Origin of the sequence: Gallibacterium salpingitidis (assembly GCF_001678495.1) — a bacterium.
Taxonomy (GTDB): Bacteria; Pseudomonadota; Gammaproteobacteria; order Enterobacterales; family Pasteurellaceae; genus Gallibacterium; species Gallibacterium salpingitidis.
In genome coordinates this window covers 126,586-152,439 of sequence record NZ_JTJL01000012.1, presented here as the reverse complement: position 1 = coordinate 152,439, position 25,854 = coordinate 126,586, and the positions used below count along the sequence as shown (strand labels likewise).

Sequence of the window (25,854 nt, the reverse complement as noted above, 5' to 3'; positions counted from 1 at the left end):
TGCGGCATCTTTTTGTTTTGTATTTGGAGATAAATTATGACAGCAACAATTATTACTGTTGATGGGCCAAGTGGTGTAGGCAAAGGGACTTTATGTCAAGCACTCACCAAACATCTCGGTTTTCATCTACTGGATTCTGGCGCAATTTATCGCATTTTAGGCTTAGCTGCCGCACAACATAATGTTGATTTTACTGATGAAACAGCTTTAGCTGCATTGGCAAACCAAATTAAAATTAGCTTTATTGCACATGAAACTGGTGTGACCACTTTATTAAATCAACAAGATGTCAGTGATATTATCCGCACTCAGCAAGTTGCTGATTATGCTTCGAAAATTGCTGTTTTCCCTGCTGTTCGCGCTGCTTTATTGCAAAAACAACGTGATTTCGCAACAGCACCAGGTTTAGTTGCTGATGGGCGGGATATGGGAACAGTGGTTTTCCCAGAAGCTGAAATTAAGTTTTTTTTAGATGCAACTGCTGAAGAGCGCGCAAAAAGACGTTTAAAACAGTTGCAGGAAAAGGGAATTAATGGTAATTTTGCCCAGATTTTATCCGAAATTCAGGAACGAGATTATCGAGATAGAAATCGCGCAGTAGCGCCGCTTGTTCCAGCGGATGATGCGATTCTATTAGACTCATCTTCCCTTTCTATCAATGAAGTCTTTTCGTTGGCATTACAACATATTCGTCAGCGACTCCCTCATTTGGGATAGATCATTTTTGTGTGTTTATTCATGGATGGATAAACAATTATTATCAGCCCCGTTTAATAGGATTTTAAGCGGTCGTTATTAACTTATTGAAGATTAATTTATATGTCAGAATCTTTTGCTCAACTATTTGAAGAATCACTAAAAGAACTTGAAACTCGTCAAGGTTCAATTGTTACTGGTACCGTTGTTGCTATCAACAAAGGTTTTGTTTTCGTTGATGCTGGTTTGAAATCTGAAGCAGCTATTCCTGCTGAAGAATTCCAAAACGCTCAAGGCGAAATCACTGTTCAAGTTGGTGATCAAGTTCAAGTTGCGTTAGACGCTGTTGAAGATGGTTTCGGTGAAACTAAACTTTCTCGTGAAAAAGCAGTTCGTCACGAATCTTGGATTGCCTTAGAAAAAGCATACGAAGATCAAGAAACTGTTGTTGGTTTAATCAACGGCAAAGTGAAAGGTGGTTTCACTGTTGAGTTGAATGGTGTTCGTGCATTCTTACCTGGTTCATTAGTGGATACTCGCCCAGTTCGCGATACACTTCACTTAGAAGGTAAAGAATTAGAATTTAAAGTTATCAAATTAGACCAAAAACGTAACAACGTAGTTGTTTCTCGTCGTGCTGTTATCGAATCAGAAAATAGCCAAGAACGTGATCAATTATTAGAAACCTTACAAGAAGGCGCTGAAGTTAAAGGTATCGTTAAGAACTTAACTGATTACGGTGCATTCGTTGATTTAGGTGGTGTTGACGGTTTATTACACATCACTGATATGGCTTGGAAACGTGTTAAACACCCAGGTGAAATCGTAAATGTTGGTGATGAAGTTACTGTTAAAGTATTGAAATTCGATCGTGATCGTACCCGCGTTTCTTTAGGCTTAAAACAATTAGGCCAAGATCCTTGGGCTGCAATCGCTGAAAATCACCCAGTAAACAGCAAATTAACTGGTAAAGTAACTAACTTAACTGATTATGGTTGCTTTGTTGAAATTTTAGATGGTATCGAAGGTCTTGTTCACGTTTCTGAAATGGATTGGACTAACAAAAATATCCACCCATCTAAAGTAGTTAGCGTAGGTGACGAAGTTGAAGTAATGGTATTAGAAATCGATGAAGAACGTCGTCGTATTTCTTTAGGTTTAAAACAATGTAAACCAAATCCATGGCAACAATTTGCAGACACTCACAACAAAGGTGATCGTGTTCAAGGTAAGATCAAGTCAATCACTGACTTCGGTATCTTTATCGGTTTAGAAGGTGGAATCGATGGTTTAGTTCACTTATCAGATATTTCTTGGAATGTACCTGGCGAAGAAGCTGTACGTAACTACAAGAAAGGTGATGAAGTAGAAGCTATCGTATTACAAGTTGACGCTGCTAAAGAACGTATTTCTTTAGGTATCAAACAACTTGAAGAAGATCCATTCAACAACTTCGTTGCAGTAAACAAAAAAGGCAGCGTAGTAAGTGCTAAAGTTGCTGAAGTTGATTCTAAAGGCGTGAAAGTTGAATTAGACAACGGTGTTGAAGGTTATATCCGTACTGCAGATCTTAACGGCGATGTAAATGTTGGTGATGTAGTTGAAGCTAAATACACTGGCGTTGATCGTAAAGCACGTATTGTTCACTTATCAATCCGCGCTAAAGATGAAGCAGAAGAAGCAGCTGCATTAGCAAGCGTGAATAACAAACAAGAAGAAGTTGTTATTCCTAATGCAATGGCTGAAGCTTTCAAAGCAGCAAAAGGTGAATAATCTTAAGATCATTCATTGATTGAATAAATCCGATATGCTGTGCATATCGGATTTTCTGCGGTTTTACAAAAGGATACTAACATGACAAAGTCAGAATTAATTGAAAAATTGTTTAATCGTCATCCTACTATGCCGATTAAACAAATTGAAGGTTCAGTCAAAGAGATCTTAGAGCATCTTTCTAGTACCCTAGAAGCTGGAGATCGTATCGAAATTCGCCGTTTTGGTAGTTTCGCATTACGTTATCGCCAACCACGTACAGGACGCAATCCAAAAACTGGCTCTCAAGTTAGTCTTGAAGCGAAATCTGTTCCGCATTTTAAAGCAGGTAAAGAATTGCGCGAACGTGTTGATAGCTAAAGTTAATTACTATGTTCTATTCAAATTAAAATGCCACTGATTTTTTCCAAATTAGTGGCATTGCCTTTTCAATCAAGATAACTTTCCTGTTTAAATTCAGAATTTTACTATTATAGTTTCACTATTTTTGGCATAATGAACCAACTTTGAATCTATTTAATTCTAGGGGGCAACGTGAAACTAAAATACATTCTAACACTGGTCGTCGTGATTGCTTTAATTATAGTGGGTATCACAGTTGGAGCGAATAATGACCAAGTTATCGCGGTCAATTACATTATTGCCAAAAGCGACATTCAACTCTCCTCTCTCGTTGCTATCTTATTTGGCTTTGGTTTCTTACTTGGTTGGTTAGTTACAGGCTTCTTCTACCTCAAATTAAAAATGAGAAATATTGCACTAAATCGCCAAATTAAAAAACAACTCCAACAAATTAATGAGTTAATGACCGCAAGAGATAAAAACGCATAATGCTAGAACTTCTCTTTCTCCTATTACCTATCGCTGCAGCTTACGGCTGGTATATGGGGCATCGGAGTGCGAAAAAAGATCAAGAAGAAATTAGTAATAAACTCTCCCGCGATTATATGACTGGGGTGAACTTCTTGCTTTCTAATCAACAAGAAAAAGCGGTCGATCTTTTTCTCAAAATGTTAGAAAAGCAAGAGTCTGAAAACTCGATAGACAACAACTCCCAATTTGAAGCTGAACTCACCTTAGGTAATCTGTTCCGTTCGCGTGGTGAAGTTGACCGAGCATTACGCATCCACCAAAACATAGATAACAATCCAAACTACACTTACGAGCAAAAATTACTTACCAAACAGCAACTTGCCAAAGATTTTATGTTTATTGGTTTTCTTGATCGTGCCGAAAAGTTATACCAAGAGTTAAGTGAAGAACCTGATTATGCAGAAAATGCACTGCATGAATTAGCCAATATCTATCAGCGTACTAAAGAGTGGCATAAAGCTATCGAAGTCGGTGAACGTTACCGTAAACTAACACAAGCAGAAAATAATATTGCGCTTTCCCATTATTATTGCGAACTCGCTTTACAGCTTGAACAAGAACAAAAAAATCGTCAGCACATTATCTCTTATTTAACAAAAGCATTAATTGTTTCACCAAATTGTGTACGAGCTTCGTTAGTGTTAGCTGAGGAATATGCCTTACAAGGTGATTACCAACAAGCAATCAAAACCTTAGAACATATTGCTGAACAGAATATTGCTTATGTCAGTGAATCGCTACCGGCTTTAGTGAATTATTATCAACATTTACCTAATCATCACGAGTTAGAGTTATTCTTAATACGTTTACAACAACAAAAAGCAAATAGCGCTGTTGTATTAACTTTAACCCACTATATTGAACAAAAATCTGGCGCAACCGTTGCGAAAAATCATCTTTATCATCAACTGGAAAAACAACCAACAATGCGAATTTTTCATCGTTTTATCCAGTATCAAATTGATGAATTAGAAGAAGGCAATGGTAAAGAGAGTTTAAAGCTGCTCTACAATATTGTTGATGAAAGATTGAAACAAAGCTTTGAATACCGCTGTAACCATTGTGGTTTTCAAAGTCATAAATTGATTTGGCAATGCCCATCTTGTCGCCATTGGGAAACTATTACACCGACTGAAAACTAAATTTAACCTTGAAACATAATGAGGAAAATCATGGAAAATAAAGTTATCGTTGCTTTAGATTATGAAACTAGAAAAGAAGCTATGCAGCTTGTTGATCAATTAGATCCTAGTTTATGTCGTTTAAAAGTTGGTAAAGAGATGTTTACCACTTTAGGAACAGAATTTGTTAAAGAATTGCAGAACCGTCATTTTGATGTATTCCTTGATCTTAAATTCCATGATATTCCTAACACCGTTGCAAGAGCTGTTCGCTCAGCGGCTGATTTAGGTGTTTGGATGGTTGATATGCACGCCAGTGGTGGTTTAAGAATGATGGAAGCAGCGAAAAAAATTCTCGAACCTTATGGTAAAGATGCTCCTATTTTAATTGCCATTACCGTATTAACAAGTATGGAAGAAGCTGATTTATTACAAATTGGTGTAAACACTTCACCAGAAGAACACGTCATTCGTTTAGCTCGTTTAAGTCAACGTGCGGGATTAGACGGTGTTGTTTGTTCACCGCAAGAAGTAGAAATTCTGCATCAACGCTGCGGCGCTGATTTCAAATTAATCACCCCAGGCATTCGCCCTGAAGGTAGCCAACTAGGCGATCAACGTCGTGTAATGACACCGCGTGAAGCAATTGAAGCTGGTTCTGATTACCTTGTTATTGGTCGTCCAATTACACAAGCGGCAGATCCTATTGCCGTATTAAAACAAATTAATGCGTCTATCCAAGGGTAAGCCATGTCAGACAGCCAATTAGTCTATTCCACAGAATTAGGACGTATTAAACCAAGTAAAACAACCAATATCCCAATCAATAAAGGCGATGGTATTGTACGTATTCAACGTCAAACTTCTGGTCGAAAAGGAAAAGGAGTTTGTGTAATTACTGGTTTAGCGCTCGAATCCGCTGCATTAAATCAACTCGCTTCTGAACTTAAAAAACGTTGTGGTTGTGGCGGTTCTGTTAAGAATGGCACTATTGAAATCCAAGGTGAAAATCGCGATCTTCTTAAACAATTATTAGAAGATAAAGGTTTTAAAGTTAAACTAGCCGGCGGTTAATTCATATCATTCTCTCGTTGTTTTCAACGAGAGAATCTTTCTTTCCTTTCATTAAAAATAGTTTCAGATGAAACTTTTTTTGTGATATATCGCTCAAATTTAAACTATTTTCGCTTAAATATTTTGACACACCTCTCATAATCGAAAATATCCTCTTTATAAATACTCATTTTTTCTTTTAAATACACCGCAAATGTTCGATTTTGAACATTAATTACCACTATCTACTCTTCAATTAGGAAAAAAAGGAGTGTTTATGGCACTTGATCATTCACTTAAAGGACAATGTATCGCAGAATTTCTCGGTACTGCGTTGTTGATATTTTTTGGCTGTGGTTGTGTCGCAGCGGCACGTGTTGCTGGTGCACAATTCGGTCTTTGGGAAATTAGTATTGTTTGGGGAATGGGTGTAGCACTAGCAGTATATTTAACTGCTGGAGTTTCTGGTGCTCATCTTAACCCTGCCGTCACTATCGCTTTATGGAAATTTGCTTGTTTCGATGGTAAAAAAGTAGTGCCATTTATCGTTGCACAAGTCGCTGGTGGCTTTTTCGGCGCTGCCGTAGTTTATTTCTTATATCGTGGTGTTATTATCGATTACGAAGCAAGTCAACACATTATCAGAGGTTCAGCTGACAGCCTATTTACTGCCGGCATCTTCTCTACTTATCCAAATAGCCATATCGACTTACTTACCGCTGGTTTAGTTGAGCTAACTCTTACTGCTACATTAGTTGCTTTAATCCTTGCTTTAACCGACGATGGCAACGGTGTACCTCGTGGTCCATTGGCGCCATTACTTATTGGTATTTTGATTGCTGTACTTGGCGGTGCAATGGGACCATTAACTGGTTTCGCTATGAATCCTGCTCGTGATTTTGGCCCAAAACTTTTCGCTTCCCTTTCTGGTTGGGGTGAAATGGCAATGACAGGCGGACAAGCAATTCCTTATGCTTTAATTCCGATTATCGCACCAATTATTGGCGGTCTATTAGGCGCTTGGGGTTATCGCCGCTTCATCGGTAACAATCTTCCATGCAATAGTTGTAAAATTTGATCACGCACTCTTCATCAAAAGGTAATTATTATGACAGATAAAAAATATATCATCGCTCTCGACCAAGGTACCACTAGTTCTCGTGCAGTTTTACTTGATCATGATGCTAATATTGTCGGTATTGCACAACGCGAATTTACTCAAATCTATCCAAAAGCAGGTTGGGTTGAACACGATCCAATGGAAATTTGGGCTACCCAAAGCTCAACATTAAACGAAGTTGTTGCTAAAACAGGTATTAGTTCCGATCAGATCGCTGCAATTGGTATCACTAACCAACGTGAAACCACTATTGTTTGGGACAAAAATACTGGTAAACCTATTTATAACGCTATCGTATGGCAATGTCGTCGTACCGCAGATTTTTGCGATAAATTAAAAGCTGAAGGATATACCGACTATATTCGCAGTACGACTGGTTTAGTGGTTGACCCTTATTTCTCTGGTACTAAAGTAAGATGGATCTTAGAAAACGTTGAAGGTGCAAGAAAACAGGCAGAAAAAGGTGAATTACTTTTTGGTACTGTCGATACTTGGCTAATTTGGAAATTAACTCAAGGACGGGTACATGTCACTGATTATACGAATGCTTCACGTACAATGATGTTCAATATTCATACCAAACAATGGGATGAGAAAATGTTGGAAATCTTAGGCATACCACGTTCAATGCTACCAGAAGTGAAAAACTCTTCTGAAATTTATGGACAAACCAATATTGGTGGTAAAGGTGGTATTCGTATTCCAATTTCAGGAATTGCAGGCGACCAACAAGCAGCATTGTATGGACACCTTTGTGTCAATCCAGGACAAGCCAAAAATACTTACGGTACCGGTTGCTTTATGTTAATGAACACTGGTGACAAAGCGATTACCTCTAAAAATGGCTTATTAACTACCATTTGCTGTAATGCGAAAGGTGAACCAGCTTATGCGTTAGAAGGTTCAGTATTCGTTGCTGGTGCTTCAATTCAATGGTTAAGAGATGAACTTAAAATTGTTCATGACAGTTCTGATACCGAATATTTTGCACAAAAAGTTCACGATTGTAACGGCGTATATGTTGTACCTGCATTTACCGGTTTAGGTGCACCTTATTGGGATCCATATGCACGCGGTGTGATTGTTGGCTTATCTCGTGGTGCAAATCGTAATCATATTGTACGTGCAACCTTAGAATCTATTGCTTACCAAACCAGAGATGTTCTTGAAGCAATGCAATCTGATTCAGGTGAAAAACTACAAACTTTACGGGTTGATGGCGGAGCCACAGCAAATAATTTCTTAATGCAATTCCAATCTGATATTTTGAACACCAAAGTTGAACGTCCAACCGTCAAAGAAGTAACCGCACTTGGCGCAGCTTATCTCGCTGGTTTGGCAACAGGATTCTGGAAAGATCTTGAAGAGTTGCGTGATAAAGCTTCTGTTGAAAGAACCTTTACCCCAGATCAAGATGAGGCAAAACAACAACGCCGTTATAAAGGTTGGAAAAAAGCGGTCAAACGTGCCTTAGAATGGGCAAAAGAAGATGCCGAAGACGAAATCTAAAATAGATTATACAAATCAATAAACCCCATAATTCGTCCATAATCAAAACCTACAATTTATTTATAGATTGTAGGTTTTTCTCACGCTAAACCAAACATCATCATTAATTTGCAATACAGAAATAGTATTTGAAATCTAAACGTTAAAAGGGATAAATAAAAATGGCGGTGAGAGAGGGATTCGAACCCTCGATGCACTTTCGCACATACACACTTTCCAGGCGTGCTCCTTCAGCCTCTCGGACATCTCACCTTAAAATGAAGTAATCAATGAAATTAAGGAGTTGCAATATATTCACTTTCCCTAAATTCGTCAAGTCTTTTTAGGACAATCCTTTCAGATTATCTATTCTTTGACTAAAGAATAGATAAATCTAGTCGTAACACAATAAAAAGGCTGATCTCAATTATCAGCCTTTCAGAAAATTTTAATTTATTTATGCACTTTTCTGAGTATTAAATGCATCTACTGCTGCATCAAATTTCTCAGCAACATCTTCAGCAACTGGTGAGAAAATAGATGATGTTACAGTAACGATCGAACAAGCTAAAAATCCTGGAATAATCTCATATAAATTCGCAATATCATTCCAATTTAATGTCTGCATCAATGGTTTCCACGCTACTACGGTCACCGCACCAGCTAACATTCCCCATAATGCAGCATTAGAAGTAATGTTACGATTAAATAGTGAAAGAATAACTAATGGACCAAAAGATGCTCCAAAGCCTGCCCACGCATAAGAAACTAAGCCCATCACTTTAGAATTTGGATCTTGTGCAATCCACATTGCGACTACAGCAATAATTAATACCATCACACGACCAACCCAAACTAACTCTTTGCTTGACGCATTTTTGCGTAAGAAACCATGATAAAAGTCTTCTGTAATTGCCGCTGAACACATCAAGAATTGCGCTGATAAGGTACTCATTATCGCTGCTAAAATTGCTGACAATACGATTCCAACAATCCATGGATTAAAGATTGCTTTTGAAACCTCGATAAACACCGATTCAGCAGAATCCAACATCACTTTATTAACTTCAAAGTAAGCTAAACCGAAATAACCGACCGCACAAGCACCACCAAGACATAAGATCATCCAGGTAATGCCGATAACACGTGCTTTTTCCAATGCTTGTACAGAGCTTGCTGCCATAAAACGAGCAAGAATATGCGGTTGGCCAAAATAGCCTAAGCCCCAAGAAAGCGCTGAAATTACGCCAATTCCAGATACGTTATACAACCAATTTGAATATGGGATACCTGTTTGTTCAGACTTCACTGCCAATGCTGCAGTAATATCTCCCCAACTAATATTCAATAAGACAATCACAGGCGCTAATAACAAGGCGAAAATCATCAAAGAGGCTTGAATAGTATCACTCCATGAAATTGCCAAATAGCCACCAATAAAAGTGTAGGTAATAGTAGCAATTGCACCAAACAGCAAGGCAGTACCATAATCAATACCTAACAAACTTTGGAATAATTTTGCTCCTGCCACAACCCCAGATGCACAATAGATGGTGAAGAAAAACAGAATTACTGAAGATGAAATAATCTTTAGTGATTTCGCACGACGAGGGAAACGCACAGCAAAAAACTCAGGAAGCGTTAATGCATTACCATATTGTTCAGTAAATACCCGCAACCGTCCAGCAACAATACGATAATTGAAGTAAGCACCGATGGTTAAACCTACTGCAATCCACGCTTCTGATAAGCCAGTAACAAAAATTGCGCCTGGCAATCCCAACAATAGCCAACCAGACATATCTGACGCACCAGCTGACATTGCGGTAACAAAGCTGCCCATTTTACGACCACCTAAAATATAGTCATTAAAATTTTTGGTGGAATAATACGCATAGATACCTATGCCTAAAATAACGAAAAGGTATAAGGCGAAAGCCGTATAAATTTGATAGTTTTGCATACATTCTTCCTGTATTTGTTGGTTATTGTTCTTCAATAGCCATCAGTGTTGCATTTCCACCTGCGGCCGCAATATTTTCACTACGTGAAAACTCGTGATACAACAAAGTTAAATCTTGAGTTGTTGTCCAATCATATAAACAGAAAATCGCTGGATTATTTTCCGTTAAAGCGCGACGTTGCTCTTGGCTAATTGGTGAAACGAAAACACCTTTTTGATAATACTGCCCATCAATGCGACACTCTAAATCAGTCAACTCTTGTTCAAGTAATGGATTACCTTTTTCCACTACAACTTTAAACCCTGCTTGTTGTAAATTCTTATAAGCTGCAAGCAAACGTGCAGTATCATCACCAAGTAATAAAACCGTTGTCGTTTTATAATCGATACTATTAAGCTCACCTGTAATACTTGGTAATACTTTCGGTGTTTCTACCAAAGACGAATAATATTGAGCAGTTTTAGTTAAACGTTGCACATACAACTCACCACCAGCCTTCGGACCTGTTCCAGACAGACCATGTCCACCAAACGGTTGAACACCTACCACTGCGCCAACAATATTACGATTAATATAGAAATTACCACACTGCAAATTCTCTTCAACAAACTTCACTGTCCGTTGAATACGACTATGGCAGCCACCAGTAAGCGCATATCCTTTCGCATTAATTTCTGATAGCAATCTTGGTAATGCTTGAATCCGATAACGAACGAAATGCAGAATTGGACCAAATACTTCATGGGTAATTTGATCTAAAGAACCCAATTCATAGATTGATGGAGCGACAAAATGTCCATTTGTTGGTGCAGTCAATTCCAAATAACGACGAGAGATTTTACGGACGGTTTCTTGATAATCAAGTAATTTTTGCTGTGCTTCTTGATCAATAACCGGCCCAATATCTGTATTTAAATGTGCCGGATTACCTAATACTAATTCTTGCATTGCTTCCGTTAACATTTGATACAAACGATCTGCAATATCTTCTTGTACCAATAAAATTCTTAAAGCAGAACAACGTTGTCCAGCAGAATCAAACGCTGAACTTAAAACATCCGTAACCACCTGTTCTAACAATGCTGACGAATCCACAATCATCGCATTCATACCGCCTGTTTCAGCGATAAACACAGGTTGATCATCTCTTGTGATTAATTGCTTATTAATTAAATGAGCCACTTCGGTAGAACCAGTAAACATCACACCATTAAATGGTTGTGCTACTAATGCAGCACCTAATTCTCCTGCCCCTAGGGTCAGTTGGAGAGCGTCTTGTGGCACACCTGCTTGATGTAATAAATTCACAGCATAATATGCAATCAATGAAGTTTGTTCTGCTGGTTTGGCGACTACACTATTGCCAGCTGCTAACGCTGCTGCAATTTGTCCTGTAAAGATAGCCAATGGGAAATTCCATGGAGAAATACATAAGATCGAGCCTAATGGCGCTGCTAATGCACCTTTTTCTGCTAAGAAACGAATTTGCTCAGCATAATAACGTAAGAAATCAACTGCTTCTCGTAATTCACCTATTGCATTAGGTAAGGTTTTACCCGCTTCTTCAATCGCGAGTTTAATTAATAAACCATAATTTTCTTCATAAAGATCAGCCGCTTTTTCCAGAATAACGGCGCGTTCCTCTACTGATTTTTCTTTCCATACACTATTTGCTGCAGCTTGGAATACCGCTGCTGCTGATTCCGCAGCCATAAAATTGGCTTGAGCCAAGCTATGATCTTGCTGTGCTGGATTGATGACTGTAAATTGACTTCCCGTCGAAACTTCAACAGCACATAAAGAACTCACATCACCATATTGAGCTTGATTTAGTGCTGTTTCCAATTGGCATAATGCTGTTTCATCATTTAAATTGAATCCTTTAGAGTTACGACGTCCTGCGAATAAATTTGCTGGTAATTTTATGGCTTTATTCGGCTCCCCTTGGAAACGAACGAATTTTTTCCAAGGCGCTTCGATCAACTCTGCAATGGAAATATTAGGATCAACTAACTGATGGACAAACGAAGAGTTCGCACCATTTTCTAGTAAACGACGCACCAAGTAAGCCAATAAAGTTTGATGTGTACCTACTGGTGCATATACACGTACTCGACGGTTAAATTGGTGCGCACCAACCACATTATCATAAAGCGTTTCCCCCATACCATGTAAGCATTGGAACTCAAACTCTTTACCTTTGCCTAATTCAGCAATTGTCGAAAGCGTCTGTACATTGTGTGTAGCAAATTGTGGGTAAATAACATCTTGTGCCGCTAATAATTTTTGTGCGCAACTTAAATAAGAAATATCGGTATGTACTTTACGTGTATATAACGGAAAACCTACCACGCCCTCCGTTTGCGCCCATTTAATTTCACTATCCCAGTAAGCTCCTTTTACTAAGCGCACCATCATTTTGCGTTGATAACGACGATTCATTTCAATGATGTAATCTAAAACATAAGGGCAACGTTTTGAGTAGGCTTGTACTACGAAACCAATACCATCAAACCCAGCTAAATCAGGATCTTGTAATAATTTCTCCAATAAATCTAAAGAGATTTCTAAACGTGACGCCTCTTCTGCATCAATATTTAATCCAATATTGTATTGTTTCGCTAATACAAATAACTGTTTTAAACGTGGATATAACTCTTGCATTACTCGTTGTTGTTGTGAACGAGAATAACGTGGATGAATCGCTGATAATTTAACTGAAACACCATTAGTATCATAAAGCGAACGCCCTGCTGATTGGCGCCCTACTGCATGAATTGCTTCTATATAATCTTGTAAATATTTATCGGCATCTTGCATTGTCATTGCTGCTTCGCCAAGCATATCGAACGAGAAGCAATATCCCATCTTTTCACGATCAACAATATTCTTTAACGCATCTTCCATTGTTTCGCCAGTAACAAACTGATCACCTAAGATACCCATTGCTTTTTCAATGGCTAATTTCATCATTGGCGCAGATAATTTAGCGAAACTCTTCATTAACGCCGACGAAAGTACTTCTTCACTTAATGCAGCACTAATTTTACTGCCTAACAATAAGCCATAACTTGCCGCATTCGTAAATAACGAACCAGATCTTTTTACGTGTGCTCGCCAATTACCTAATTTTAATTTGTCATCAATTAACGCATAACGTGTTTCAGTATCTGGAATACGTAATAACGCTTCCGCTAAACACATTAATGCAATACCTTCATCACATCCCAAAGAAAATTCGTGCATTAAAGCATCAACACCATAATGTTTCTGTTTTTTCTCGCGAATTTTTGTGATCAACTGTCTAGCTACATTTTCAATGGAAGCTTCCTGTTCTGCGGAAAAATTTAATGTATTAACTAATTTAGTTACTGCTTCTTTTTCAGAACAAGCATAATTTTGGCTAATTAATTGGCGTAATTCAGATTTTTGACTGAAATCATTGGCATATTGATATTGCATTTTAGACTCTACCCATCAAATGTTATGAGAAATAAACGAACATAAGTGTAAAAGATTGTTTAAAATAATAAATATTAATTTGTTAAATTTGTGACTCCATTCAAAAATTTATTTAACAATTTAAAAACATAAATACAACCTCAGCAAAAAGTGTTACATTTATATTAGTTAAGATGCTTTTTTGCCTCTTGACAAAATCAGTTATTAATATGTAAATAAACGGGTTTTATACAACTTTATATAAAAATTACTGCTAAACACACTCAAACTGGAGAAACTATGAAAAAACTCACAAAACTCTCATTGACTACATTAGCCTTATCTTTATCTACTGCAGTATTCGCCGCTCCGAAAACATTAGTTTATTGTTCTGAAGCCTCTCCTTCCTCTTTCAACCCACAACTCGTTACCGACGGTTCATCAATTGATGCTAGTGGACAAGCAATTTATAACCGATTAACTGTTTTTGCACGCGGTAAAACAGACGTGGTACCATCATTAGCGGAAAGTTGGGATGTTTCAGAAGATGGTAAAGTTTATACTTTCCATCTGCGTAAAGGCGTAAAATTCCAATCTAATAAATTATTCAAACCAACTCGTGACTTTAATGCAGATGACGTTTTATTCTCATTTAATCGTCAGTTAGATCCAAATAACCCATATCACAAAGTTTCTGGCGGTTCTTACGAATACTTTATTGGTATGGATATGAATAATATCATTGATAAAATTGAAAAAATTGATGATTACACTGTTCGTTTTACCTTAAAAGCTCCAAACTCACCGTTTTTAGCTAACTTGGCGATGGATTTCGCTTCTATGCTTTCTAAAGAATATGCCGATAAAATGTTAGCTGCAGGAAAACCTGAAACTGTTGATACCAATCCAATTGGTACAGGTCCATTTGAATTTGTTTCTTATCAAAAAGACTCTTTAATTCGCTATAAAGCGTTTGATAATTATTGGGAAGGCAAGGCAAAAATTGATCGTTTAGTATTTGCAATTACTCCTGATGCATCTGTACGTTATGCGAAATTGAAAAAAGGTGAATGCCAAGTAATGCCATATCCAAACCCAGCAGATATTGCGGATATGCAAAAAAATCCAGATCTTAATGTGTATAAAGCACCTGGACTTAATATTGGCTACTTAAGCTTCAACGTAACCAAATCACCATTTGATAATGTGAAAGTGCGTCAAGCATTAAACTATGCTGTAAATAAGAAAGCGATTATTGATGCAGTTTATCAAGGTAGCGGTCAAGTAGCGAAAAATCCAATTCCACCAACAATATGGTCTTACAATGATGACATCAAAGACTACGAATATAACCCTGAAAAAGCGAAACAGTTATTAAAAGAAGCTGGCTTTGAAAAAGGTTTCAGCACTGAATTGTGGGCAATGCCGGTTTCACGTCCATACAACCCAAATGCTCGCCGTATGGCTGAATTGGTTCAAGCTGACTGGAAAAAAGTTGGTGTTGACGCCAAAATTGTTAGCTACGAATGGGGTGAATACTTACAACGTATGAGAAAAGGTGAAGATCCAACAGGTATGATGGGTTGGACTGGTGATAACGGTGACCCAGATAACTTCTTCGGTACACTATTAAGCTGTGCATCAAAAGAACAAGGCTCTAACTATGCTAAATTCTGTTACGCACCATTTGATAAATTAATTCGTGAAGCGGTTCAATCAAACGATCACGCGAAACGTGTTGAATTATACAAACAAGCTCAAGTGATATTTAAAGAACAAGCACCTTGGATCACTATTGCTCACTCAACCACTTACGAACCAGTTCGTAAAGAAGTGAAGAACTATGTGATCAATCCATTCGGGCTTCATCCGTTTTATGGCGTTGACTTAGAATAGTCGCTCCAGCTATATTACTTGACTTTTTGATAACTATAATAACTATTCTTGCCATAGGATCTATGGCAAGAATATCTTTGATAATTAGCGAGCAGTTAATATGTTTCGATTCATTTTCAAACGGGTGGCCATGGTTATTCCAACCTTTATCGGTATCACTCTTTTAACTTTTGCCCTAATTCATCTTATTCCTGGTGATCCAATTGAAATACGAATGGGCGAACGTGGGTTAAGTCCAGAAGTTCATCAACAAATGATGCACCAATTAGGTTTAGATAAATCTTTACCAGAACAATATTTCGATTATTTAAAAGGGATCGCTCACGGTGATTTTGGTACATCATTCAAAAATAATGTTCCTGTATTAGATGAGTTTTTATCACTCTTTCCTGCCACCATTGAATTAGCCACTTTTGCAATTCTATTTGCCATTATTATTGGTATTCCCATTGGGATTATTGCTGCAATTAAACGAGGGTCGGTATTCGATCACTCGGTGATGGCAATTTCTCTGACTGGGTACTCTATGCCAATTTTCTGGTGGGGCTTATTATTAATGTTGTTGGTTTCTGTACAGTGGAACCTTACCCCTGTTTCCGGTCGTATTGATGCTGAATATTGGATCGATTCTGTCACTGGTTTTATGTTAATCGATAGCTGGCTATCCGGCGAACCAGGCGCATTTAAATCAGCAGTAATGCACCTCATCTTACCATCTATCGTCTTAGGAACTATCCCATTGGCGGTTATTTCACGAATGACACGTTCTTCAATGTTAGAAGTATTAGGTGAAGATTATATTCGAACTGCACGAGCTAAAGGGCTTTCCTCAATGCGTGTTATCGTTATTCACGCTTTGCGTAATGCTTTAATTCCTGTTGTAACTGTTATCGGTCTTATCGTAGGACAGCTATTATCTGGCGCTATTTTGACTGAAACCATTTTCTCTTGGCCAGGTATCGGTAAATGGGTTATCGAAGCAATTCGCGCCCGCGATTATCCTGTTGTACAAAGTGCCGTATTAATTATTGCAACAATTATTATCATTGTGAATTTATTGGTTGATCTCTTATATGGTGTGGTCAATCCTCGTATTAGATACCGTAAATAAGGATTAAAGCATGTCAAATCCCTCTATTTCCGCACCAACACCACGTACACCGCTACAAGAATTTTGGTTTAATTTTAGCCGTAATAAAGGTGCTGTGGTTGGTTTAATCTATATTGTGATTATCTTTTTTATTAGTGTATTTGCTGATTTTATTGCACCACATGATCCTATTATGCAAGTGCGTGATGCGTTCTTATTACCGCCTGCATGGGTAGATGGTGGAACTTGGAATCATATTCTCGGTACCGATGATGTTGGTCGTGATATTCTCTCACGCTTAATTCATGGTGCACGTTTATCACTATTTATTGGCTTATTGGTAGTTTCACTTTCATTCATTTTCGGCGTAACTTTAGGTTTAATCGCTGGCTATTTTGGTGGTATTGTCGATATTATCATTATGCGAATTATCGATATTATGTTGGCATTACCAAGCTTATTGCTCGCTATTGCAATTGTCGCCATTTTAGGCCCTTCATTACTGAATGCCTCTTTTGCTATCGCCTTTGTTTCCTTACCAAGTTATGTACGTTTAACTCGTGCTTCGGTACTAAATGAAATCAACCGCGATTATGTTACTTCTTCAAGAGTTGCCGGTGCAGGTATTCTCCGTTTAATGTTTATCACTATCTTACCTAACTGTTTGGCACCACTCATTGTACAAACCTCAATGGGTTTCTCAAATGCAATCTTAGATATGGCAGCTCTCGGCTTCTTAGGTATTGGCGCACAACCACCAACACCGGAATGGGGAGCGATGTTAGCAGAAGCATTACAATTCGTACAACGAGCTTGGTGGGTAGTTACTTTCCCCGGTTTGGCAATTTTATTTACGGTGCTTGCCTTCAACTTAATGGGTGATGGTTTGCGCGATGCCCTAGATCCAAAATTAAAACAATAAGGAGTGAACCATGGCATTATTAACTGTAAATAATCTCTCTGTTCACTTTGGTGAGAAAGATAAGCCTTTTAAAGCTGTTGACCGAGTGAGCTATCAAGTTGAACAAGGTGAAGTTTTAGGTATTGTGGGCGAATCAGGTTCAGGTAAATCAGTCAGCTCTCTTGCGATTATGGGGCTAATCGATTTTCCTGGTCGAGTATCTGCCGATCAATTACATTTCGATAATCAAGATTTGCTCCAGTTAAATGAGAAACAAAAACAGAAGCTGGTAGGTGCTGACGTTGCGATGATCTTCCAAGATCCAATGACCAGTTTAAACCCTTGCTATACTGTTGGTTTCCAAATTATGGAGGCATTAAAAGTCCATCAAGGCGGTAGTAAAAAACAACGTCGTGATCGTACTATCGAGCTATTAAAAATGGTTGGAATCCCTGATCCAGAATCACGTCTTGATGTTTATCCGCACCAATTATCAGGTGGAATGAGCCAACGGGTAATGATCGCAATGGCAATTGCTTGTAAACCTAAATTGTTAATTGCTGATGAGCCAACTACCGCGCTTGATGTAACTATTCAAGCACAAATCATTGATCTATTACTAGAATTACAGCAAAAAGAGAATATGGCGTTAATCCTTATTACGCACGATCTTGCTCTCGTTGCTGAATCTGCACATCGCATCATCGTCATGTATGCAGGGCAAGTAGTAGAAGAAGGTTTAGCCACAGATATTTTCCATGAGCCTAAACATCCTTATACTCAGGCATTATTACGTTCTTTACCTGAATTTGCTTCTGGTAAATCTCGTTTAGAATCATTACCTGGTGTTGTACCTGGAAAATATGATCGTCCGCAAGGCTGTTTGCTTAATCCTCGTTGCCCTTATGCAACGGATGAATGTCGTCAAAGCGAACCTGAATTACATCGTGTTGGTAATCGCCAAGTGAAATGTCATATGCCACTTAATGCAGAAGGAAAGCCAGAACATGTCTGAAGCTATAATTTCACAAGCACAATCGCCAACGGCTACTCCTTTGCTGAAAGCGATTGATCTAAAAAAATATTATCCTGTCAAAAAGGGATTCTTTTCCCCTGTACAATATGTCAAAGCGCTAGATGGGGTTTCTTTTACTCTTGAACGAGGTAAAACATTGGCAGTAGTGGGCGAATCTGGTTGTGGTAAATCCACGTTAGGTCGTCTATTAACAATGATTGAATCACCGACAGAAGGAGAGCTTTACTATCAAGGTAAAAACTTCTTAGAAAAAGATAACGAAACCGTCAAATTACGTCGGCAAAAAATTCAGATCGTTTTCCAAAACCCTTACGCTTCACTCAATCCACGTAAGAAAATTGGTACCATTTTAGAAGAACCTCTCAAAATTAATACCAATTTAACCAAAGAAGAACGCAAAGCCACTGTGTTATCTATTATGGAGAAAGTCGGCTTACGTCCTGAATTTTACGATCGTTATCCGCATATGTTCTCTGGTGGACAACGCCAACGGATTGCGATTGCCCGCGGATTAATGTTAAACCCTGATATTGTTATTGCAGACGAACCTGTATCAGCACTCGATGTTTCCGTACGTGCACAAGTATTAAACTTGATGATGGAATTGCAGGAAAATTTAGGTTTATCCTATATTTTTATCTCGCACGATCTCTCTGTGGTGGAACATATTGCTGATGAAGTAATGGTAATGTATCTCGGTCGCTGTGTTGAACAAGGTACAACAGAACAGATCTTTGGCAACCCACGTCACCCTTATACCAAAGCATTGTTATCAGCAACGCCAAGATTATCACCTGAATTGCGTCGCGAACGGATTAAATTATCAGGGGAATTACCAAGTCCACTGAATCCACCAAAAGGTTGTGCTTTTAATGCTCGTTGTCAATTCGCCACCGAACGTTGTCGTCAGGAACAACCTGAATTAAAAACTTATCCTGACGGTGTAAAAATCGCTTGTTTTATGGTGGATTAACAATACCATTTAATGCATTGGCTCGTGTAAAGATTAAATAAAATCACGAGCCAATCTCACTTTCTATTGAATAATCTTTTACGAGTTCTATAATAAGCCACATCTTTGTTTTATTCCTTTTTCCGTTCTAATAATGATTTCCAAACAACTTGCTAAAGGATTAATCTTCGGCTGTATTGCCGCGTTTTTCTATGGTTTAAATCCTTTATTTACCTTACCGTTATACCAAATCGGTTTAACAGCTGACGCTGTACTCTTTTACCGTTTCTTTGTTGCTAGCCTTATTCTTGCTGCAATTATGTATCAGCAAAAAATTTCATTTGCGCTAACGAAAAAAGAGTTACTGACATTATTGCTAGTAGGGGTAACTTTCGCAGTTTCTTCATTAACACTGTTTGTGAGTTATCAACTAATAGAAGCAGGCATCGCTTCAACCATTTTGTTTATTTATCCACTATTGGTTGCCATTATTATGGTGCTGTTCTTCCATGAGCGATTAAATCTGATTACGATGCTGGCGATTACTCTAGTCATTTTTGGCGTTTCATTACTTTACCAAAATGATAATGGCACCAGCCTTGATCCGTTTGGTGTCTTTCTCGTTTTTATTTCTGCATTGACTTATGCAATCTATATTATTGCAGTAGAGAGATCGCCATTACATAATATTCCTGTTATAAAACTCACATTCTACGGTCTATTATTTGGCTCATTGGTCTTTTTCATTCGTCTTGATTTTGGTACTGCATTACCAATGGATTTCACGCCAACATTAATCTTTAATGTCTTGGGGTTAGCTGTTTTTACTACGATTGTTTCTTTAATCTTGATGAATCACTCTATCCAAATGATTGGGCCAACAACAGCATCTATTATTGGTGCTTTAGAACCAATCACTGCTTTATTAGTCGGTGTTTTAATTTTTAACGAACAGATGACGGCGAGAATTTTCCTTGGCATTGTGTTAATTCTTTCCGCGATTATTTTGACGGTGTCTGGAAAAGAGATCTTACATTTCTTATTTGGGCGACATCATTATTTTAGATTTAAGCATTAACTGTTAAAAAAGGTGTACCTTCCGATACACCTCCTTATTTGCATTATTTACCAGCCATAACCAACACTAATAGCACCGCCTCGATCTCCGCTACTGTCACTCATACCTGAAATACGAATACCTAACTTACCATTATCGGATATTTTAGAAATACCAATTGCAACAGCGTTTTCACCTTTAAATGTCGCTGTTCCGACTGATACAACCGTACGTCCAGCTATTGCAGAAGTTTGTAATCCGGCAATTGCCATTGCTCCTGCAATACCAGCCCTAGATTCCGTAGCTAATTTGTTAACACGCTTATTCAAATTAATAATTTCTTGCTTGGTTTCATTATTAACTTGTTTTAACTGACGAACTGTCACAGCATCGTTTAACTCTTTTCCATCGGCTAAACCACTAATACGTCCATCATTATTGATGGTGATTTTACCTGCAGTAATTGATCCCTTGCTGCCTAAATTAATTTTCTCCTGAAGTTTCACTTGAATTTGACCATCTTTAGCAACAGTTTCAATATTTTTCGCACCATCTGTACCAGTTTGTCCTCCTACAATAGAAACAGTTTGATTAAGTGTTTTCAACATCTCGCCACTATCTGTGGTAAATTTCAAACCATCGTTCATAGTAGCAATTTGGATAGGTTGTGGATTAAACGCTGTTCCACCACCATTACCGCTTTGATAACTTAGGCGAGAAACTTTTGTACCATCAAGCTGTGTATTGTTATCTGTAGCTTCTGTTACACCAATTTTTGCACTTGCTTTTTGGCTAGCAATATTAATTGTCCCAGATTGTCCACTTGAATCTTGGCCAACAATATTAATCGCTCCCGTTTTACCATCAATTTCAATGGTAATTCCATTAGTTCCTTTAATTGTAACTTTACCATCGGTTGCTGGTTTTCCATCTTTGCCATCATTACCGAATGACACTTGATCATTAAGGCTAATTTCAACTGCTTTTTTACCATTTTGATCAACAACACGAGTTGTAGTATTACGGCCATCACCTTTAATACCTATCTCACCACCAATTGGTACCTTAATTTCATTATTAGCGGTATTACCATTATTAGAAGTATTATCTCCATTATTAGATGCATTACCACTATCACTATTATTAGAAGTATTACCACCATTACTATGATTAGATTTGTTATCATCAGACCAAATTTTAAAACCATCTTTTAAGTAAGCAATCGCTTCAGCAATTGTTGACTTACCAGTGTTTCCAATACCTGTTGTAGATAACTTATCTGGATCAAAACCCAATGCTTTCCATAACTGACTACCATTAATAGCATCAGAAGAGCCTTTCCCAATAGTACCTGCCGTTACCCCAGTGATCTTACTGTTTACAGTTACTCCATTACTATCTAGTTTTAATGTTGAACCTCCATCCTTAGCTTGCATCGTTAGAGTGTCACTCGTTAGAGCAAAACCTGCTCCACTACCTTTACTGCTTCCTTGATATATTGAAGAAATATCGGTTAAATCTCTATTCAAGTTAAATCTCACCACGCCACTATCCGCTATTTCTGCCGTTGTATTAGTACCATTGGTAAAATCTAATCCATCAGATAGACTCACTGTTTTCTTAGTACTTGTAGTCTTTCCACCATTGGATTTATAAGTAAAGTCCAAACTGCTAACACCTAACCAAGATTTCCAGTTAGCTTTTGCTTGATCATTAATTGATGAATCTTCCTCTTTTGCTTTTGTTTGATCCGTCGTTATCTTAGCTGGATCAAAAAATAACGAGTAAAGTTGTTGACCAGTAATCGCCTCCGTTGAATCTGATTTTACTAAACCATTCGCTAAACCAGATAAAGAAATATAATCTGCTGCAGTACTACCAACTTTACCTAATACCAATTTTAATCCCGCTTTTTCCCCAGTTATTTCTTGTGGAGTTAAACTGATCTTCCCTAATTTAATTCCATCAAAAGTTGGTTTTTTAGCAAATAGGATACTGATACCACTACTAGTTATTTTAGTAGCAACATTTGTCGCAACATAATCCTCAATTTTATCGTCTGTGCTTAATGCATGACCTGTAATAACAACTGTATCCCCTAAACTACGTTTATAGTAATCTTTTTCCGCATCAGGATTACTATCACCGCTAAAAGTTAACTTCTTCACATCATAAACAGGTTTACCGCTGTTATCGCTCACATTAGCAATTAAATCAGCAACTTCTTTTAACTGGCTTCCATTCACTGCCTCTTTTGATGTCGCAGAAATTTCTCCATCTTGCAACCCAGTGATTTTACCTGCGTTAGTTAAAGCTAATTCACCTGCTGAAGTATTAATGGTTAATGAACCTGTGTCATCTTTACTTGTACCTAAGGTAATATCCTTATTTAAGTTAAACTTCACCACGCCATTATCCGCTATTGCTGCCGTTGTATTAGTACCGTTAGTAAAATCTAATCCATCAGATAGACTTACTGTTTTCTTAGTACTCGTAGTCTTTCCACCATTGGATTTATAAGTAAAGTCCAAACTGCTAACACCTAACCAAGATTTCCAGTTAGCTTTTGCTTGCTCATTAATTGATGGATCTTTTGCTTTTGTTTGATCAGTCGTTATCTTAGCTGGATCAATAAATAGCGAGTAAAGTTGCTGACCTGTAACTGAATCGGTAGAACTGTCGTTAATCAATCCATTTGCTAGACCTGTCATTTTTTTACTATTGGCAGTAATGGCATTTGCATCAAGTGTCAGCATTGCACCATTTTGAGGACCAGATAGAACTAAAGAATTAGTGTTCAATGAAATACTCACTCCAGTTCCCTTAGTACTCCCTTGAGAAATAGATGAAATTCCCGTTAAGTCTGCATTTAGGTTAAATTTGATTTTACTGCTAGAATCAATTTCAGCCGTTGTATTAGTACCATTGGCAAATTCAAGAGTATTGGTAGTTTGATTAATTGTTTTTTCTGTACTTCCCGCCTTATATTGAAAAGATTGTAAGGCAGTATCAGCTTTCTTCAATGAAGCTTTAGCTTGATCTTCTAAAGCAACAGTTATCGTTGGATCACCAGAGGTTGAATTTGTTACCTTGATCTCATTCGTCGTACCTTGAATTGTCAAATTACCACCAAGCTCCATCTTCTGGTTATTGACTTTAACCCCTTTATTCACCGCCGTGATTAAATCATCAATCGCCCCTTTATAGGTAGTTAGTACGGTTGCTGATGCTGCATTAATCGCAGTAAAGGTCGGCGTAGTAAAGCCTGTTTTATTACTATCCACCGTCAAGCCTAAAATAGTTACGCCAAGTTGATTAAATTGTGCGCCATTAATAGCTTGGTGTCCTTGTCTTGTCGTTTGGCTATTGGTGGTATTTTCTGCTTCTATAATGCCCTTTGCCACATTTTCATAGGCAAATGCTCTCGTACCTGCATTAGCTGCTTGCTGACTATTGCCAGCATCAACATTAGCTACAGTATCACCAGACAAATCTTTTACTGCAATCGCAATATTAGCAAGATCCACTGCCGTTGCAGCAGTGTTCGGCACATTATATTGATCTAACGGGTAATACTTACCATCAGTTGCTTTGCCTACTTTAACGCCTGTTTTGGTATCAATATAAACCATATTAGCTTCTTTCTGTACCGATTCTAATTGGCGTAATTGCCCAACATTGACCGCATCGGTATCCAACGCCCCCGGTGCAAGATTAATAATACGACGAGTACCAATAGTCCCGTTATCAACCCAACCACCAACAGAAACAACCCCAGCACTATCAGAAGATACAGGCTTATAGGTAGAACCCACAGGTGCGTAGGCTGTTAAACCTAATGCCGAGGTTCCAGTGGTGGTAGCAATACGCTGTTGGCTGTCATTTAACGTATTATCATAAAAATAGAGCGTCTGCGAACGATAACCTAAAGCGACTGAGTTTTGAATTGTTCCTCGTGCTGATGTCCCTAATACAGTGGTATTTTGTGCCGTTGTTCCTGCCATTACCCCTGCTACAAAAGAGTTAGCACCACTCACGATTGTCGCCACCCCTATTGCAATTGAGTTATTGGCGCCCGCTTTTACATAAGAGTAAGAACCGAGTGCAAACGAATTATCTGCATCAGACAAAGTACCAAAGCCCATCGCTAGCGAGTTTTCTTTCACCGCAAAAGAGGAATTACCAATCGCAATCGCATTTTTCGAAGCAGTGTTGTTATCCGTCGTATAGGTACTGGTTTTTTGTACTTTGCTGCCATTACCAAACGTCAAATAAGTATTATTTTCTTTTACGAGCGGTAAGTCAGTTTCTAACATCTTATTTAATTTTGTATTAAACTCATTTAAAGCAGAGCTAATATTGTCAACTCCCGCTGCATTTACTGTTTCATATTGTTTTTGAAGATTAAAAGTGGTGCTGTCATTTGGGTTATCAGCAGCAGTTATAGTAGCATTAAATTTTGCTCCTGCTGCTACCCTATTCCCAATCGCTATTGAGTTTTGTGCTACCGCTTTGGCTAAATAACCATAGGAAACGGTACCTGTATTGGTGGATTCAGTACGGTTACCAATCGCTACCGAGTTGCTAGCAAATACTGAGGAACGTTCACCGATCGCTGTTCCACCAATGGCGCTTGATTCAACAAAAGAGCGAATACCTACCGCAGTAGAACGCTCGGCTAAAGCAAAAGAGAGTGAACCTAAAGACGTAGATAAATCTTTCGCTGCTACGGTACGAGAACCAATCGCAATCGCACCACGACCGCCAGCATAGGTTGGCGAATAGATAGCTTTATCGCCTTTATATTTATTATTAAATGCAGTTGCTGAATCAAAAAAATTCTGATCATTTCCAAGAGAGTTATAGATTGTATCAATCACTCCGCTTTCTAATTTATCACCAAACTTACTAAGAATTTCAGCTTTACCCGTATCAAGACCAATTAAATCATCACTTCCTAGTGCAACAGAACTTTGTCCATAGGCATAAGCGTCATTTCCGATTGCAGTCGCTTGTGAATTTGCACCAGAAGAACTCCCAAATACGGTTGCTTGTGTATTGTAGCCTCTACTGTTCGATCCTACAACAGTAACAAATTCATTGTTTTTTGCTTTACTGTTATAACCGATAGCGATAGAGTTATTAGAACTTGCTTCCGCTTGATAGCCAAGAACTGTAGTATAATTGGAAGTCGCATTAGCCTGATAACCAACAGCAATAACACCTGTTGCTTTTGCCTTTGCTTGTATCCCAATAACAACAGAATTACTACCGGTATGTTCTCCACCATAATTTAAAGCCACTGAGTTAGAAGGTATCTTACAGACACTGAACCCCCCAAAATCCATTCCTATGCTAGAATGATCGCTACACCATTGTATAGAACCATAACT

Annotated in this window: 18 protein-coding genes and 1 tRNA gene; 15 read left to right on the top strand and 4 right to left on the bottom strand. The window is 38.1% G+C overall.

The window, feature by feature from the left end:
- The first annotated feature begins 36 nt into the window (after positions 1-36).
- From cmk to glpK, 9 genes are all read left to right on the top strand, one after another.
- Positions 37-717 carry a (d)CMP kinase gene (cmk, locus tag QS62_RS03600; RefSeq protein ID WP_066106023.1) on the top strand — a complete coding sequence of 227 codons (681 nt, stop codon included), beginning with the start codon at positions 37-39 and terminating at the stop codon, positions 715-717.
- A gap of 102 nt (positions 718-819) precedes the next feature.
- Positions 820-2,469, top strand: coding sequence for a 30S ribosomal protein S1 (gene rpsA, locus QS62_RS03595; protein WP_065234489.1), 1,650 nt, complete (start codon positions 820-822; stop codon positions 2,467-2,469).
- A gap of 45 nt (positions 2,470-2,514) precedes the next feature.
- Positions 2,515-2,829 carry an integration host factor subunit beta gene (locus tag QS62_RS03590; RefSeq protein ID WP_330997957.1) on the top strand — a complete coding sequence of 105 codons (315 nt, stop codon included), beginning with the start codon at positions 2,515-2,517 and terminating at the stop codon, positions 2,827-2,829.
- A gap of 174 nt (positions 2,830-3,003) precedes the next feature.
- Positions 3,004-3,300 (top strand): LapA family protein, encoded by a 297-nt coding sequence (locus QS62_RS03585; RefSeq protein ID WP_066106017.1) that lies wholly within the window; start codon positions 3,004-3,006, stop codon positions 3,298-3,300.
- Entirely contained in the window at positions 3,300-4,484 is a 1,185-nt protein-coding gene (lapB, locus tag QS62_RS03580; protein ID WP_066106014.1) for a lipopolysaccharide assembly protein LapB, read from the top strand. The genes QS62_RS03585 and lapB overlap by 1 nt, the downstream gene beginning before the upstream one ends.
- Positions 4,485-4,514: 30 nt before the next feature.
- Positions 4,515-5,210 carry an orotidine-5'-phosphate decarboxylase gene (gene pyrF, locus QS62_RS03575; protein ID WP_066106011.1) on the top strand — a complete coding sequence of 232 codons (696 nt, stop codon included), beginning with the start codon at positions 4,515-4,517 and terminating at the stop codon, positions 5,208-5,210.
- Between the two features lie 3 nt (positions 5,211-5,213).
- A complete protein-coding gene (gene yciH / locus QS62_RS03570) occupies positions 5,214-5,537 on the top strand; it encodes a stress response translation initiation inhibitor YciH (protein ID WP_066106008.1) in 324 nt (107 codons plus the stop codon).
- Positions 5,538-5,793: 256 nt separating this feature from the next.
- Positions 5,794-6,594: an MIP/aquaporin family protein gene (locus QS62_RS03565; protein ID WP_066106005.1), complete on the top strand. Its 801-nt coding sequence runs from the start codon at positions 5,794-5,796 to the stop codon at positions 6,592-6,594.
- A gap of 30 nt (positions 6,595-6,624) precedes the next feature.
- On the top strand, positions 6,625-8,145 hold the full coding sequence (gene glpK, locus QS62_RS03560; protein WP_066106002.1) for a glycerol kinase GlpK: 1,521 nt from the start codon (positions 6,625-6,627) through the stop codon (positions 8,143-8,145).
- A 162-nt stretch (positions 8,146-8,307) separates the two neighbouring features.
- On the opposite strand, the gene QS62_RS03555 is transcribed toward glpK, so the two are convergent.
- The 3 genes from QS62_RS03555 to putA form a co-directional block, all read right to left on the bottom strand.
- Positions 8,308-8,397, bottom strand: a tRNA-Ser gene (locus tag QS62_RS03555).
- 184 nt (positions 8,398-8,581) lie between these two features.
- Positions 8,582-10,087 carry a sodium/proline symporter PutP gene (gene putP / locus QS62_RS03550; protein ID WP_066105999.1) on the bottom strand — a complete coding sequence of 502 codons (1,506 nt, stop codon included), beginning with the start codon at positions 10,085-10,087 and terminating at the stop codon, positions 8,582-8,584.
- Positions 10,088-10,109: 22 nt separating this feature from the next.
- On the bottom strand, positions 10,110-13,550 hold the full coding sequence (gene putA / locus QS62_RS03545) for a bifunctional proline dehydrogenase/L-glutamate gamma-semialdehyde dehydrogenase PutA (RefSeq protein ID WP_066105996.1): 3,441 nt from the start codon (positions 13,548-13,550) through the stop codon (positions 10,110-10,112).
- Positions 13,551-13,829: 279 nt separating this feature from the next.
- On the opposite strand from putA, the gene QS62_RS03540 reads away from it, so the two are divergent.
- The 6 genes from QS62_RS03540 (at position 13,830) to QS62_RS03515 (ending at position 20,482) form a co-directional block, all read left to right on the top strand.
- On the top strand, positions 13,830-15,425 hold the full coding sequence (locus tag QS62_RS03540; RefSeq protein ID WP_066105991.1) for an ABC transporter substrate-binding protein: 1,596 nt from the start codon (positions 13,830-13,832) through the stop codon (positions 15,423-15,425).
- Positions 15,426-15,525: 100 nt separating this feature from the next.
- The gene (locus tag QS62_RS03535; RefSeq protein ID WP_066105987.1) at positions 15,526-16,536 is read left to right on the top strand and encodes an ABC transporter permease subunit; all 1,011 of its coding nucleotides are present in this window, start codon (positions 15,526-15,528) and stop codon (positions 16,534-16,536) included.
- A 10-nt stretch (positions 16,537-16,546) separates the two neighbouring features.
- Positions 16,547-17,437: a dipeptide ABC transporter permease DppC gene (gene dppC, locus QS62_RS03530; RefSeq protein ID WP_066105984.1), complete on the top strand. Its 891-nt coding sequence runs from the start codon at positions 16,547-16,549 to the stop codon at positions 17,435-17,437.
- Positions 17,438-17,447: 10 nt separating this feature from the next.
- Positions 17,448-18,431, top strand: coding sequence for a dipeptide ABC transporter ATP-binding protein (gene dppD, locus QS62_RS03525; protein WP_066105982.1), 984 nt, complete (start codon positions 17,448-17,450; stop codon positions 18,429-18,431).
- Entirely contained in the window at positions 18,424-19,425 is a 1,002-nt protein-coding gene (locus tag QS62_RS03520; RefSeq protein ID WP_066105979.1) for a peptide ABC transporter ATP-binding protein, read from the top strand. The genes dppD and QS62_RS03520 overlap by 8 nt, the downstream gene beginning before the upstream one ends.
- Positions 19,426-19,558: 133 nt before the next feature.
- Positions 19,559-20,482: an EamA family transporter gene (locus QS62_RS03515; RefSeq protein ID WP_066105974.1), complete on the top strand. Its 924-nt coding sequence runs from the start codon at positions 19,559-19,561 to the stop codon at positions 20,480-20,482.
- Positions 20,483-20,529: 47 nt separating this feature from the next.
- On the opposite strand, the gene QS62_RS03510 is transcribed toward QS62_RS03515, so the two are convergent.
- A complete protein-coding gene (locus tag QS62_RS03510; RefSeq protein WP_066105971.1) occupies positions 20,530-25,764 on the bottom strand; it encodes a YadA-like family protein in 5,235 nt (1,744 codons plus the stop codon).
- Positions 25,765-25,854: the final 90 nt, after the last annotated feature.

Bases quoted from the DNA above. Each gene is read 5' to 3' on its own strand.
- cmk (WP_066106023.1), top strand. From the start codon at position 37: ATGACAGCAACAATTATTACTGTTGATGGGCCAAGTGGTGTAGGCAAA.
- rpsA (WP_065234489.1), top strand. From the start codon at position 820: ATGTCAGAATCTTTTGCTCAACTATTTGAAGAATCACTAAAAGAACTT.
- lapB (WP_066106014.1), top strand. From the start codon at position 3,300: ATGCTAGAACTTCTCTTTCTCCTATTACCTATCGCTGCAGCTTACGGC.
- pyrF (WP_066106011.1), top strand. From the start codon at position 4,515: ATGGAAAATAAAGTTATCGTTGCTTTAGATTATGAAACTAGAAAAGAA.
- yciH (WP_066106008.1), top strand. From the start codon at position 5,214: ATGTCAGACAGCCAATTAGTCTATTCCACAGAATTAGGACGTATTAAA.
- QS62_RS03565 (WP_066106005.1), top strand. From the start codon at position 5,794: ATGGCACTTGATCATTCACTTAAAGGACAATGTATCGCAGAATTTCTC.
- glpK (WP_066106002.1), top strand. From the start codon at position 6,625: ATGACAGATAAAAAATATATCATCGCTCTCGACCAAGGTACCACTAGT.
- putP (WP_066105999.1), bottom strand. From the start codon at position 10,087: ATGCAAAACTATCAAATTTATACGGCTTTCGCCTTATACCTTTTCGTT.
- putA (WP_066105996.1), bottom strand. From the start codon at position 13,550: ATGCAATATCAATATGCCAATGATTTCAGTCAAAAATCTGAATTACGC.
- QS62_RS03540 (WP_066105991.1), top strand. From the start codon at position 13,830: ATGAAAAAACTCACAAAACTCTCATTGACTACATTAGCCTTATCTTTA.
- QS62_RS03535 (WP_066105987.1), top strand. From the start codon at position 15,526: ATGTTTCGATTCATTTTCAAACGGGTGGCCATGGTTATTCCAACCTTT.
- dppC (WP_066105984.1), top strand. From the start codon at position 16,547: ATGTCAAATCCCTCTATTTCCGCACCAACACCACGTACACCGCTACAA.
- dppD (WP_066105982.1), top strand. From the start codon at position 17,448: ATGGCATTATTAACTGTAAATAATCTCTCTGTTCACTTTGGTGAGAAA.
- QS62_RS03520 (WP_066105979.1), top strand. From the start codon at position 18,424: ATGTCTGAAGCTATAATTTCACAAGCACAATCGCCAACGGCTACTCCT.
- QS62_RS03515 (WP_066105974.1), top strand. From the start codon at position 19,559: ATGATTTCCAAACAACTTGCTAAAGGATTAATCTTCGGCTGTATTGCC.